Origin of the sequence: uncultured Shewanella sp. (genome assembly GCF_947501665.1) — a bacterium.
Classification (GTDB): Bacteria; Pseudomonadota; Gammaproteobacteria; order Enterobacterales; family Shewanellaceae; genus Shewanella.
In genome coordinates this window covers 44,564-59,426 of the sequence record NZ_CANMWS010000027.1, presented here as the reverse complement: position 1 = coordinate 59,426, position 14,863 = coordinate 44,564, and the positions used below count along the sequence as shown (strand labels likewise).

The 14,863-nt window shown below is 37.8% G+C and carries 10 protein-coding genes; 1 reads left to right on the top strand and 9 read right to left on the bottom strand.

The genetic code is table 11. The features are described from left to right. Positions 1 to 28: 28 nt before the first annotated feature. From Q0976_RS18855 to cyoA, 8 genes are all read right to left on the bottom strand, one after another. The gene (locus tag Q0976_RS18855) at positions 29 to 1,354 is read right to left on the bottom strand and encodes a hypothetical protein (protein WP_299495426.1); all 1,326 of its coding nucleotides are present in this window, start codon (positions 1,352 to 1,354) and stop codon (positions 29 to 31) included. Between the two features lie 862 nt (positions 1,355 to 2,216). After that, on the bottom strand, positions 2,217 to 6,902 hold the full coding sequence (locus tag Q0976_RS18850) for an Ig-like domain-containing protein (RefSeq protein WP_299495425.1): 4,686 nt from the start codon (positions 6,900 to 6,902) through the stop codon (positions 2,217 to 2,219). A gap of 30 nt (positions 6,903 to 6,932) precedes the next feature. Next, positions 6,933 to 7,784 carry an OmpA family protein gene (locus Q0976_RS18845; RefSeq protein WP_299495424.1) on the bottom strand — a complete coding sequence of 284 codons (852 nt, stop codon included), beginning with the start codon at positions 7,782 to 7,784 and terminating at the stop codon, positions 6,933 to 6,935. Positions 7,785 to 8,156: 372 nt separating this feature from the next. Further along, positions 8,157 to 9,041, bottom strand: coding sequence for a heme o synthase (gene cyoE / locus Q0976_RS18840; protein ID WP_299495423.1), 885 nt, complete (start codon positions 9,039 to 9,041; stop codon positions 8,157 to 8,159). After that, positions 9,002 to 9,331, bottom strand: coding sequence for a cytochrome o ubiquinol oxidase subunit IV (cyoD, locus tag Q0976_RS18835; protein WP_299495422.1), 330 nt, complete (start codon positions 9,329 to 9,331; stop codon positions 9,002 to 9,004). Before cyoD ends, cyoE begins: the two co-directional genes overlap by 40 nt. After that, on the bottom strand, positions 9,331 to 9,930 hold the full coding sequence (cyoC, locus tag Q0976_RS18830) for a cytochrome o ubiquinol oxidase subunit III (RefSeq protein WP_299495421.1): 600 nt from the start codon (positions 9,928 to 9,930) through the stop codon (positions 9,331 to 9,333). Before cyoC ends, cyoD begins: the two co-directional genes overlap by 1 nt. Beyond that, positions 9,923 to 11,890, bottom strand: coding sequence for a cytochrome o ubiquinol oxidase subunit I (gene cyoB / locus Q0976_RS18825; RefSeq protein WP_299495420.1), 1,968 nt, complete (start codon positions 11,888 to 11,890; stop codon positions 9,923 to 9,925). The genes cyoC and cyoB overlap by 8 nt, the downstream gene beginning before the upstream one ends. Positions 11,891 to 11,892: 2 nt before the next feature. Beyond that, entirely contained in the window at positions 11,893 to 12,771 is an 879-nt protein-coding gene (gene cyoA / locus Q0976_RS18820) for a ubiquinol oxidase subunit II (protein ID WP_299495419.1), read from the bottom strand. A 483-nt stretch (positions 12,772 to 13,254) separates the two neighbouring features. Here cyoA and Q0976_RS18815 point away from each other — a divergent pair, with 483 nt between their 5' ends. Continuing rightward, the gene (locus Q0976_RS18815; protein ID WP_299495418.1) at positions 13,255 to 14,388 is read left to right on the top strand and encodes a hypothetical protein; all 1,134 of its coding nucleotides are present in this window, start codon (positions 13,255 to 13,257) and stop codon (positions 14,386 to 14,388) included. Between the two features lie 175 nt (positions 14,389 to 14,563). On the opposite strand, the gene Q0976_RS18810 is transcribed toward Q0976_RS18815, so the two are convergent. Further along, positions 14,564 to 14,845 carry a YcgL domain-containing protein gene (locus Q0976_RS18810; protein ID WP_299495417.1) on the bottom strand — a complete coding sequence of 94 codons (282 nt, stop codon included), beginning with the start codon at positions 14,843 to 14,845 and terminating at the stop codon, positions 14,564 to 14,566. Between the last annotated feature and the right edge of the window lie 18 nt (positions 14,846 to 14,863).

Genomic DNA, 14,863 nt, shown 5'->3' with positions numbered 1-14,863 from the left:
TTTCCCCACTAAATAAATAACTTGAAAACTATTGCGGTTCTTCGCTATCTAATAACTTAGCGGCATCTAAATAGTATGATTTTTGCAGAGTATCTAAAGAAACCGTATTCTCAAAGGCGGAAGGGCAATCTGCGATGGAGCCATCGTTAAATCGACATTGCATATTATCACTGTCAGCCATTTTACCTGCTAACCCATTATGCTTTGCTGTTATGTCTCCATGTGCGGGAACAGAAAAAGTATCCACTAATCCATTTAAACAAATATTGTCACTGTCTCTTATACACCACCAATTATCATTGCCGTCCTTAGCGGCTAACCAACCTTGGCCAACATAACCCACCATGTTATGCCAAGTACGATACGACTTATCCGCTCGCAAACACCATCGGTATCCTGCATCATATCCCCCTTCATCCCAACCGTATTCATCTTCAACACTAACAATAGCGTATTCTCCCAAACTAATATCGGTATCAATATCTGAACCGCACATTAACACCCGCAAATTTTCTGGATTGGATAAATCCACTGATGTTGGAAAGACATTTTCTTTGTCATCCTCTGCAACCCAAAAACACTCATAATTGCTACCATTATGAAAAGCGAGACACCCCACCTTGTTTTCATACTCAAAAGTCAGTAAGGCTGGAAGAACCTGTCTTTCAGCGTCATAGCCTGGAAACACCCAATTTTCTAAATCCATTCCTGGTGGCACATTAACAACGGTCCCATCATCTAAATTGACATAACTGTCAAAATAATAAAATTGCTTCCAACTACTATTGTTACGCCTAGCAACCACAGTCGTGATTTTTAGAGTATCATCAATGGTGATCTCTTCACCAAATGCATCTTCGGCATCCGTCCCGGTTAAAAACGTATCGTAAGAAGTCTTTCCTGTTGCAGCCCACGCTGCTGCTGCTAAACTGGCATTATTAAAAATAACGGAATGCCTGCTATTGTCATTCCATACACTTCGATGCCGTTTGGTAAAAATATTACTAATGCCGGCATAAGAGAAAAAATCTTCACTACCACCGTCAAGATTGTTCCGACAGGCGGACTTAATATCATCTTCATCAGGACTGTCATTACTATCCACATAATTTTTATAAATAAGAGCAGGTTCCCAAACAGGGGCATCCCAATTAACATTATCCCTTAATCTTTCAATTTTAGTGACAACGATACATGTATTTCCATCAGCAATGCTGGTCATATCATAATTTAACGTTACCCCAGTTTCATTTGTTAGCGCTTCAGTCAGCTCAATTTCAAAGTCTGCATGTGCACTGAAACAAAATAAGAGTCCTGCGCTAATAACAGACTTAGTTAAGTCCATATTCTTCATATTATTACCTCCATAATTAATTGTTTTTATAATTTTTATCAGACCATGACACTTATTAACTGTGTCACCTCAATTCAGCTGACAACTGTATTGAGCTTTACCAAATAACACATTGAAATACATGACACTTCATTTACATCATTCAACTAGTAAACCTCACTCTACCAACAAAGATTAATTATAATTAATAAACAATCCAACAAACTTACATTTGTTAAAATAAAGACAAAACCAATTAAACAATCCGAATTAACACTAATAAACAATAAGCTAACAAAGAACAGTGTGTACAACCAAAACGAAACAAATGGAAAACAATGTAAACAAATATAGATAAATACAACAAGAAAGATCATTTGGCTAACTAATAGTAAACTTTTGCATCATTTTAATTAACCGTATTTGAAATAAGGTAGGAGGTAGGCAAACTTTTTTGACTATAAAGCAGATTGAACGCCCTCGATTGAACTCAGGGATATAATGTCTCTAAAAGAGACTTATTCTTTGATAATGATTTCAGGACAATTAGTGAAGGATATTACCGTTATTCTCGGCTTAGGTTCCAAACGTCGCTCTATCTCCTCCATCCTTGGAGTCGTCGGCTTAGGTTCCAAACATCCTCTATCTCCTCCATCCTTGGAGTCGTCGGCTTAGGTTCCAAACATCCTCTATCTCCTCCATCTGATGTTTTCGGATGAACAAATGGATGTGAATGAACGACCCAAGCGCCATCCTCCCCATCCATGGGATGATACATCAATAAGCGATAACAAAGTAAATCTGCGCCAAAAGCGATTCTCGTTCTTTTATCAGCTAAAAAGCATTAATGAATCACGATTAAATTTCAATAAAAGAAATGCCCTCAATAACCATTATATAAAGCACTATACTTAGGACAAGAATTAGCAATAATTTTGGTCACTTTAAATTGTGACCCATTAACCGTCTTCCAACCAGACTGTTTTTGAGCCGACACTTGGCAACCACTTCCAGAATGGGCTTTTAAGGTAATATCCAGCCCTGCCAAATCAGGACGTAAACAATAAGCATATTTGTTATTTTTACGGCTTAACGTCGGCCCATCTCCACTCGTATTCGCAGTCCCTGAAATTAACGTATTACTGTCATTAAATTCAGCATAACAATCTAAAGGATATGATGTTTTTGACTTAATCGTTAAACCTGTTGTATCACTATAACTGGTGCCATCAAGATAGGTTGCTGTGATGTCGACACTGCCTTTTGATAAATAGGCCGTCGTCTTACCATTTTTATCAATAGTTGCAATAGTCGGGTTACTGCTTATCCATGAGGTTTTAGGATCCTTACTCGCATTATAAGTCGTGTCATTACTGTAAGTTACTGTAGCAGTAAACTGTTTTGTTTGTCCTTGATAGCTACTCGCATTACTTGGCGTCACATTCAAAGATTCTGGCACCGCAGAAGTCACCGTCAATGATGCACTACCACTAAAACCACTATTGGTATCCGTTGCAATAATATTGGTACTGCCATTAACACTCTTATTCGCCGTCACAACCCCTTCAAAACCTGTGGTTCCCACCGTTGCGATTGTTGTATTGTCGCTACTCCAATCGATATTTGTATTATTCGTGACTTCTCTTGTCACGCCATCACTGTACGTCATCCATGCCTGAAATGCTTGTGTCGTTCCTTGAGCAATACTCGCCTCTGTTGGCGTCACTTCAAGATCTGTTGGTATAGGATCCGTAACGGTTAACACTCCACTGGTTTCAAATGGAACATTATTGTCAATTAATTTTGCGGTAATGATGACATCGCCAGTTCCTTCAGAAAATAAAGTCGACGCCAACCCTTTGTTATTCACAGAAGCAAGGAAATTATTACTACTGGACCAAGAAATATCATACGCAGTACCGTCACTCACATCTTTTACACTGTCATCACTGTAAGTCATCATCGCATAAAACTGCTGAGTATACCCCATAGGAATACTAGCAACATCGGGAGACATAGCCAAGCTTACAGGCACTGCGGGAGTCACACTTAAATTTGCGCTACCTTCAACAGAAATGCCACTGTCTAATATTGTCGCAGAAATCACAACACTTCCCACTTTTTGTTGGCTATTAGCAGTCACCATGCCTTGTTGGTTAATCGTTGCAATTTCAGTCATATCGCTAGACCAAGAAAGGGTCGATGCTTGAGTAAAGTCAGCCGTTGTACTATCACTATAAATAACGGTTGCGCTGTATTGCTGGCTTTGACCTTGCGCCAAACTGACAACACTTGGCGATACGACTAAGCGCTGTGGTATCGCCAGCGTAACAGTTATTATCGCTGAAGCCTCTACAGGCACATTTACATCGGTAAATTTTGCATTAATCTGAGCATCCCCCAACTGCTGTTCACTATTTGCTGTCACTAATCCTGTATTATTAATGCTCACTAAACTGACAGAATCATTTACCCAAGAAACTTTAGTGGTAACATCACTACTGCTGTTATCACTATAAGTCACCGTCGCTTGTAATTGCGTAGTGGTACCTTGAGCCAAATCAATCGTCGTGGGCGTTATAACCAATTTGATTGGAACCGCTTCTGTCACAGTGATCTTAATGCTTGCATCAACACTGACCCCCAGATCTAGATAAGTCGCCATTACTGATACTTCCCCAACTTGCTGCTCACTGTTAGCAGTAACGCGACCTCCTTCATCGACTTTTGCTAATGCGGTATTTTCACTGACCCATGCTATGTCAACATCTTGAGTAACATCAGACGTTGTATTATCACTATAAATAACTGTCGCTTTTAATGGTATCGTTTGCCCTTGTGCAAGACTGCTTTTTTCAGATGATAGGGTTAATTGCACAGGAATTGCTTGCGTCACAGATAACAAAAGGCTGGCTTGAACGCGAGTATTAACATCAAGATAAGTCGCACTGACAGAAACCTCCCCTAATAAACCTGAACTGTTTGCCGTCAATAAGCCTTGACCATTAATTTTAGCCACCGATTCAGGTGTACTCACCCAAGAAGTTTCAAATAGTTGACTGTCACTGACATCGACAACACTACTATCACTGTAGGTAACCAAGGCATTTATTTGAATCGTTTGCCCCTGAGCAATGCTTTTTTTCGATGCACTTAACACCATACTAACAGGAATGGCTTGTGTGACTGACAATGTAATATTGGCATCGACTTTCACACCAGCATCAGAATAAATGGCAGAAATATTCACGTCTCCAACTTGTTGAAAACTGTTCGCTGTTAGCGCCCCAGCATTAGTCACTATCGCTAACGCATTATTATCACTCACCCAAGAGGTATTAACTGTCTCTCCGTCAGAAACATCTGCTGTTGTATTATCACTGTAGGTCACCATGGCTTTAAGTTGAAGACTTTGCCCTTGAGCAAGCGTTGTCTGTTCGCTAATAATCGATAATGCTACAGGAACGGCTTGCGTTACTGTTAAGCTAACTTGACTTTGCACTGCTACGCCACCATGCGAATAAATCGCTTGGATAGTAACTTGACCGAGTTGACCATTAACATTTGCCGTCACCTTTCCTTGGGCATCAACTGTCATTAATTCATTTTTCTCACTTATCCAAGAAGTCGTATTTTGATCGCCATCTGTCACATTGGCGGTAGTATTATCACTATAAGTAACAATGGCACTTAGCTGACTCGATTGTCCCTGAGCAATACTTGATTCATTGCTATAAACGACTAACTGAGTCGGCACCGCATCGGTAATGGTTATCAAAGTAGAATCAACAACCTGAATAGAAACATCCATAAAAGTCGCTGTGACAGTAATATCGCCACTTTTCTGTAAACTGTTGGCAGTAAGCAACCCGGTTTTAGTTACCGTCGCAAGGGTATTATTACTGCTACTCCAAGCAATCCCACTTTGATCGGCATCTGTCACATCAGTACTTGTATTATCACTATAAGTTACTTTGGCTGTCAGCTGCATACTTTGTCCCTGAGCAACTTGACTTTTTGAAGCACTGATAGCCAACGATACAGGAACGGCCTCGGTCACCGTTAATGTTTGGCTGCCCGTTAATTGCAGATTGACATCGGTATAAGTTGCGCTCATTAAAACAGAGCCTGTTAATTGTTGGCTATTTGCTGTCACCAAACCTGCTTGAGTCACACTCGCTACTTGATTTGAATCGCTCACCCAAGATAACTGAGGATTGTCACTAATGGTAATACTGCTATTATCACTGTAGGTCAATTTAGCTTTAAGCTGAGCACTCTGCCCTTGAGCAATATTGCTTTTAGTTGATAACACAACAAGGTCAACCGGAATAGCTTGAGTCACAGATAATGCAGCATTATCACTCACCACAATTGATTGGCTGTTTCCGTCACCAAAAACAAAGGTGGCAATAATATTCACTTCTCCTAAGCGTTGTGCGCTATTGGCCGTTACAACTCCAGTACTGGTATTGGCAGTTGCAATACTCGTATTACTGCTAACCCAGGAAGTATTATTATTTTGTGTGACATCAACAACACTATCATTACTAAACCTGACTAATGCAGTAAATGACTTCGACATCCCTTGAGCCAATGTACTCGACGACGGAGTAACCGAAAGTGACACAGGAATGGCATCTGTCACGCTTATGCTGCTATTCGCTGAAATAGAAACACCTAAATTGCTATAGTTACCAGTAATGATGACATCGCCATTACTCTCGTTATTGGCAATTGCTAAGCCACTGGCACTCACAGAAACAATACTATCATTACTGCTTTGCCATATCATATTAGTTGCTTTACTCACATCTCTTTGCGTACCATCGCTGTATGATACCATTGCAGTTAAAGACTGCTCTGTTCCTTGAGCCATACTTAACCGTACAGGGGTTATCATTAAAGCAGTAGGAATAGCATCGGTCACTCTGACCTGACTTTGAGCGCTGACAGTAACATCACCACTTTCATAAATAGCAATAACACTCCCCTCGCCCTTAATTTGTATATTGGCCTCAACTAATCCAGTATCACTGACTGAAAACAATGCGCCATTGTTACTGCTCCACTTAATATTCTCACTATTGCTAGCATCAAAAGTTGTACCATCACTATAAATCACTGTCGCCAACAATTGTATTGTGCTGCCTTTAGGAAGACTCATTGATGAAGGCGTTATCACTAATTCAACTGGGACGGCAGGACTCACTTTTAAATCAACATTAACTGACTGCTCTTGAAACACTGCAGAAATTTTCTCTATCTCATCATCGCTGTGAATACCTGTCACTAGCCCAGAAGTCGATATGGATGCATCAGTGGGATCACTCACACTCCAAGTTGCCTTCGAGGTCACATCCAACGTGGTGTTATCGTTATAAATCGCCGTAGCCCGATAAGCCTGAGTAGTACCAGCAGGGATCACCGCATTGGTTGGCTCAACTTGTAAGCCCACCAATGACGAGCTTTCAACAGTGGTATTTTCACTCTCACCACAACCAACTAATAACAATGCCGTTAATACAGCAATAAACATCAAGCAGCAATACTTCATAGTAGTCATCATTGCAAACACCTTAATTTAGAATAAAAGTGACTAAGACACGACGGTTACCCTACCACCATAACGCCTTGTTATTATTTGAAATTGAATCATTTTTCTTTGAAAAGAAATATCAATAGGGTCAACCGAAATACCTTGGGCAAGAAGTAAGTTTTTGGCTGACAAAGCACCTTGTTCTGATAACATCAGGTTATATGCCTTAGCGCCTTGAGCATTCCTGTGCCCCTGAATACTTATTTGACAATCTTGATTGATAGCCGCAAGCTTTTTAATTTCTACAACCAAAGCTTGATTTGCTTGACTAGCAGTCGAGTAATGAGAGTCAAAATAGACAGTGAACTTGGTTAGGCTATTTGAACTAGATTGAATCAAACGATTTGTATAAATCGATAAGGAGATGATCTGTTTTTGATTTTTATCGGTAAACAAGTACCTTATCTTAAATAAAGCACTCGCCGAACCATGATTTTTTATAACAGCAATATTATCTTCACTGGCAAAATTACTGTCTATAACTTTTGCATCAAAATCATAACGGAAACCTAAAGATAAACGCGATATAAGTGAATAAGCCATTCCTGTTTTAAAAGTCACCATCATTCTTGATGGCTGTACCGTATTAACAAGGTAGCCCGATACAGGAAACTCCAATTGAGTTATTATTACTCCTATATTTAATTGACAATAGTTATAGCATAAAAAATCACTGATAATATTATCAAAACTTTCTGTTTCTACAAATTGAGAATTAAACACATAACGATAACCGGTTCCAATACCTAACGGATCAATTGAGTCTTTCCAATATTGAAGATTATATTTTGAGGCTAACACTATTGATGAATTAAAGAGTAAACATATTATCATCATTCTTATTATTAACATTTACTTACCATATTATTTCTATTGTTTTTAACAATAAATGCAAAAATCTAATCGTAGCTAAGGCTAAAATTTAGAAACATTAATATATAAAAAGTAAAAAGATATGAATATTAATGTATACCGACAATAAACAAGGATAAAAACTGAAGAGCTGATATCAACCCTAAATATAATAGCAAAATCAATATTAATTGATGAATACCATTCTAAAAGTACGATAAGCAATTTTTTATATTTAAACAAATGCATCCTAATAATAATTTTTTATTTACTCTATTTCATCATCAATATAAACAACCAACATTAACTATTTTCAATCTTTGTTAACCAAAGGGAAACATAATTAATTTTTAAACAATGAGTCAGATAAAGTTAATAACCAAGAGCAATTAAAACACTAAAAGAAGAAATAATAACAATGGAAAAAAGAAACATTCTTTTTGCCCACTGTTTAACATTTTGATGGGAAAAACCTTGAAAAGCAATAAACAACCAATATAAACACAGTAACATCATAGTCAACAGGTATAACAAACCAACATATTCAAAAAGATATAGCGCTAAACACAGTATAGTAAAAGCGATAATATATAATAGACAGTGAAATTTCACTTTTTCAGTGTGATATAAAACAGAGAAGAGAGGAATATTGGCATTGATATAATCTTCCTTTCTAACTAAACCAATTGCATATGAATGAGGAATTTGCCAAGAAATACTAATAAGCACCAGCAATATCAACCCAGAGTCAATATGATTACCGCCAGCACAATACCCCACAGCCATAGGCATCGCACCAGAAATACTGCCTATTATGGTTCCATATACTGTTTGTCTCTTAGCCCATAAGCTATAAACCACCACATAAAAAAACCAACCAACAAGTCCAAATAGAAAACTCAATAAATTGATATTCAGTAGACATAAGAAACCTAGCCCGCCTAAGATAATGCCATAACGTAAAGCCACCCTATCTGATATTAATCCTTTTACCAATACCCTATCTGCGGTCCTTAACATAAGACTATCAATATCTTTATCGATAATATTATTAAATACACAACCCGAAGCAATCACTAAGCTTATACCCAATAATAGTAAAACAAAAAGGCTCATATTAAACGAATGGTGTTGAGCTAAAAAAAAACTGCCTATAACGGTAATTAAATTACCTAAGATAATCCCAGGTTTTGTTAACGATACAAATAACTTTAGCTTCATATCATCATGTTGACTCGAAGGTGATACATGATCCAAAGAGAGCCTCCAATTAAGATAATAACAACTAACATAGTGAAAACAAAAGATAAAAAATTCCACCCTTTTTCAGACCGCGTATTCAAATGTAAAAAGAAAACTAATTGTACAAATAATTGCGCTAAAGCAAGCAGCACAATTAACAATGTTTTTATCCCACTCGATAAATCCATATAAACAACAATATAATATGGAATAATGGTCAATAGAATGGATAAAATAAATCCCGTGATATAAGAAGCGTAGGTGCCATGGTCGGCGCCACTACTGGTAACATTTGATTGCTTCATTATGCTATTGCTCCCATCAAATAAACCACGGTAAATACACATATCCAAATAATGTCGAGAAAATGCCAAAATAAACCTAAACAAGTCAGTCTCGTTTTAACTTGTTTCGTCAAATTAAAGTGCCAAACACTCCACATCAACACTAACATCCAAATTAAGCCTAATGTGACGTGAAAGCCATGCGTCGCAACTAAACCAAAGAAACTTGAAATAGATGCACTACGATGCCAACTATTTCCTTCAGTGATTAATTCATGGAACTCATACAGCTCCATAGAAATAAACCCTGCACCCAAAATAAATGTCACAATCAAACACTGGATAACCTGTGATGATTTATTTCGGTGCATAGCAAGCATTGCCAAACCATAAGTAAAGCTACTGGTTAATAAAAGAAAGGTTTCCACTAAAACAAAAGGCATTGAAAACAGCTCTCTGGGCGTAGGTCCACCAAAGAAATTCGGCATCAATACGGCATGAGTCGCAAATAAAGTGGCAAATAAAATACAATCACTCATGATATAAACCCAAAAACCAAAAACGGTTATTGAGTGTTCGTCTAACTCTTCCACATGCGGATCCATTACTGTACTAGACATTATGACTCCTTAACTTTTCAATGGCTTCAATCTCAGCCGCAGGGATATAATAATCCACATCTTTTTCAAAACATCGGTGAATAAAAGTTAAAAATATTCCCAAGAGGCCCACACAGGCTAACCACCAGATATACCAAATCATGGCAAAGCCAAAAACAAGCGCAAAAGCAGACATAATAAATCCTGCTCCCGTATTTCGTGGCATATGAATATCAACATAAGGCCGAGTTTCTTTAGGCCTCACTGGATTTTCTTGTTTCTCTTTCCAAAAAGCATCAATGTCATCAACCACTGGCGTAAAAGGAAAATTATATAATGCTGGCGGAGAGCTTGTTGACCACTCTAGGGTTCTTGCATTCCAAGGATCGCCTGTTTCATCGCGGTTAAGCTCACGATCACGAATACTCACATATAATTGGATAATTTGACAAATAATACCAAATAAAATCGATACCGCTCCAGCCATTGCCACCATCAATAACGGCTGCCACCCGGTGTCAATATCATAGTGATTTAAACGTCTTGTCATTCCCATAAAGCCGAGTGCATATAAAGGAATAAAGGCTAAATAAAACCCAACTACCCACAACCAAAAACCCCGTTTTCCCCACTTTTCATCAAGCGTAAAGCCAAATGATTTTGGAAACCAATAACTGTAGCCAGCAAACATGCCAAACACCACACCACCGATAATGACATTATGAAAATGAGCGATAAGAAATAAACTGTTATGCAGCAAAAAATCGGCGCCAGGTACCGACAGTAATACGCCCGTCATGCCACCAATAGTAAAGGTTGATAAAAAGGCTAACGTCCACATAATAGGCAAATTCATTTGTAATCGCCCACGGTAAATAGTAAATAGCCAATTAAAGATTTTAACCCCTGTTGGAATGGCTATTATCATAGTGGCAATACCGAAAAAAGCATTGACATTGGCCCCAGATCCCATCGTAAAAAAGTGATGTAACCAAACACTAAATGACAGTACAGTGATCACTGCTGTTGCATAAACCATTGAAGTGTAACCAAATAGCTTTTTATGCGTAAAAGTCGGCACCACTTCTGAAAAAACCCCAAAAGCAGGTAAAATAAGAATATACACTTCTGGATGGCCCCAAATCCAAATCAAATTAACATACATCATTTGATCGCCACCTGCTGTTGCGGTAAAAAAGTGAAACCCTAAGTACCTATCTAACGTCAACAATGCTAACGTTACCGTCAATACAGGGAATGCAGCAATAATCAAAATATTGGTACATAAAGCTGTCCAAGTAAAAATAGGCATGCGCATCAAAGTCATGCCAGGACAACGCATTTTCATGATAGTGACAAAGAAATTAATGCCCGTCATTAAGGTGCCAATGCCCGCAATTTGCAAGCTCCATATATAATAATCGACTCCTACACCCGGACTATTGGCTATTCCAGATAAAGGGGGATACGCTAACCAACCCGTTCTCGCAAAGTCCCCAATGCCTAAAGACATATTCACTAATGCCATTCCGACAAAAAATAGCCAAAAACTCAAAGAGTTCATAAAAGGAAAGGCAACATCTCTTGCGCCAATTTGCTGTGGTACCACAATATTGATAAGACCAATCACAAGTGGCATAGCAACAAAGAAAATCATTATCACACCGTGTGCGGTAAAAATTTGATCATAATGCTCTGGGGGTAAATAGCCTGGCGCACTGGCTGCTAAAGCCAATTGTGAACGCATCATGATTGCATCACTGAAGCCCCTTAACATCATGACAAAGCCAACAATAACGTACATAATACCGATTTTCTTATGATCGATGGTAGTAAACCATTCACTCCAAAGGTAACGCCATTTACCATACCGAGTCACAATTAATGCCAATATAATGACGACTGCAGCCATAAATGAAACGGCGCCCATCACAATGCCGTTATCCCAGGGGACAGAGTCCCAAGTTAGTTTCCCTAGCATAGTTAGTCCTGCCTTAAAATGAATTTACGATCCGCATCTTGTTTACCTGGCAACATATATTTTTCTATTACGGCTTCAAATAATCGCGGCTCCACATATGAAAAATACTGTATTGGATGATTCTCACTCTTATTACTTAACTTATTATATTGAGCTTTGCTAAGTGTTAATTGCGATTGCTTAACACTATTAATCCAATCTTTAAACCCTTTTTCAGAAGTTGAGGTCGTGGTAAATGTCATATCAGAAAAACCTTCACCACTAATATTGGCAGACATGCCTCTAAAAGTGCCTTGCTCATTGGCAATTAAATGTAATTGGGTTTGCATGCCTGACATGGCATAAATTTGTCCTCCCAATTTTGGAATAAAAAAGGAATTCATGGGCGCATCAGAAGTGATCTTAAAAGCAATCGGCACATCCACTGGAATTTCGATATGATTAATGGTCGCAATACCAAACTTGGGATAAATAAATAACCATTTCCAATCAAGCGCAATGACCTCAATCACAATAGGCTCTACATCACTGTTCAATGGCTTATAAGGATCAAGTGCGTGTGTTGTCCGCCAGGTGATAATGGCTAAAACGAGAATAATAAGAAAAGGGATCCCCCACACAAACGTCTCTATTTTGGTTGAATGGGCCCAATCAGGTGCATAGGTTGATTTTTCATTATGCTCTCGATACTTCCAAGCAAACACAAAAGTCATCACAATCACAGGAATAACCACAATGAGCATCAGCAAGGTCGCTGTGATAATTAATTCGCCTTCCTCCTTACCCACTTGCCCTTTTGAATCAAGTACCCCTAAACTGCAACTCGCTAGAAAAAGTAATGAAATAATCCAAATTAACGCTTTTTTTGTCATCTTCATCATGGCAACTCTTTACAAATGAATGGGAGTTGACATTTCACAGCATAGCCTCTGCAATAAACGACTATAGAAATGTGAGTAATATTAGTATTGTTGATTTTTTGATAATTAGTAGGGTGTTTTTAATAAAGTCTATAAAAACATTTCAAGTAGACTACAAGTCACATATATTATGCTTACCCTTATTTATCCTTTGTAAATGCTTCATTCAAAATAATCAAATTCAGATTCTCTCCTTTGAATTTAATCGTTTAAGGCCAAAACGATTAACAATGCTATCGATATATTTTTTAATTTAAAAAAATTAAGCAATTGATTTTGAATTAAAATATTTTATTTTTGAATATGGGTATGAAATTTAATTAATTTAAAAAGATTAGACATATTTTAGTGCTTATTCATATTCTCAATCCCCACTATTTATCCAATGCTTGTTCAAATTAATTTAGATCATCACATAAAAATAATTAAATAATAAGGAAAAATATGGCACTTTCACTTAGATTAATAACTCCAAAAAACGCAATTGTGTATTGCCTTTTAACCTTAGGCCTACAGATCCACTTATCCGCTTTTGCTGATACAAAACCCTATTATATCACCGCCATTGGGGACTCCATCACAGTCGGTGTTGATGGTAATGATAATCAACAAATAAAAGATCAATACACTTATTCAAGTGCAATCATTCAGGGAAAGAATAAGGTAAATCAACAGTATCAAACACGTTTTTTTGGTAATACAGCCTTTGCACCTGGAGGTTATAGAGAAGCACTAATACAGCTCATGTGTGACCCCAATTTATCCATCAATGTCGCAGAACAAACAATCAATAATAATCCAGCAACATCGATTGCCAGTCACTTCCAATGTAATACTTCACTGAAAAATATCAGCTTTATTGATAAAAAAAATCAATTACACCTAATAAAATTCTTAGGTAACACTCATTCAAATCCATTAGGAGGCGATCCCAATAATCAAGCACCTGGAATTGATTTCTTTACTGCAACACAAGCACCTGATAGTAATAAAAAAATTAAAACCATTAATGCACCTTATTTTGCTAATCAAGGCTACACCTTGTGTGATAACACCCACAACTGCCAACTTCCCATTACATCTCTTTTTCAACAAGCCAAAACACCTATTCCAGATCAAGCTGACATATTTACTATTACTTTAGCTGGTACGAATGACATTATGATTGGATTCGATACTTTTGACGAACTCAAAAGTGATTTACTCCATTTCATCACCAGCACGTTACCAATGAATTTCAACCCTAAAAACGCAAATAATCAGCTATATCATATTGTGTCACCAATTCCCCCCGTTGCAAATAGCGGGGCTTGCAAGATGTTCACTACAGATGGTTGCGCCGATATAACCTATAATCGTTACATTCAAAATGAGAACCTTAGCTCATCATCACCAAGCTTAACCCAAGATGTGCTCTTAAATAATCCCAACGCTCACATCAGTATTGCCCAACCAATTATTCCGGTGACGGGGTATAAAAATAACGTCCATCCCGATATTCAAAACTACTTATATTTAGGCTACAACATTGCAAACGCATTAGTGAAAAACTTTCAAATGGCAGCAAGTGCTGAATGAGGATGACTAGCATCAATACTCGCTCAAGAAAAATGCACTTTACAACGTCGCAAAAGCAAATAACCTGATGGAGTCTGCTGGGCAGTACCACAAAGCATGAACGATATTGCCCACCATAAAAAATAACATGTTTTACACTGATTTATTATTGCCTTTTAAACTATGCCTAATTCCATTAATCTCGGCTGTAACCAATCTCTGCTTTATGGGTTTCCAATAGGTTTTCAACCGGTGGCGGCAATTGTAAATAAAACCCTTTATCGACTAATTCACTTTTCACCTTTTCGATATCTGCAAACCCCAAGTGATCACGTTTGCTTAAAGGCAACATCATCACTAAAGTCGGCGTCCCAAACATATCCATTAATGCATCGGGTACTTTGGTAAAATCATCACGTTTTTCAATAAATAAATAGGTTTCTTGTTTTCGACTACTTTTATATACTGCACAGATCATATCAGGCTCAATTTCCAA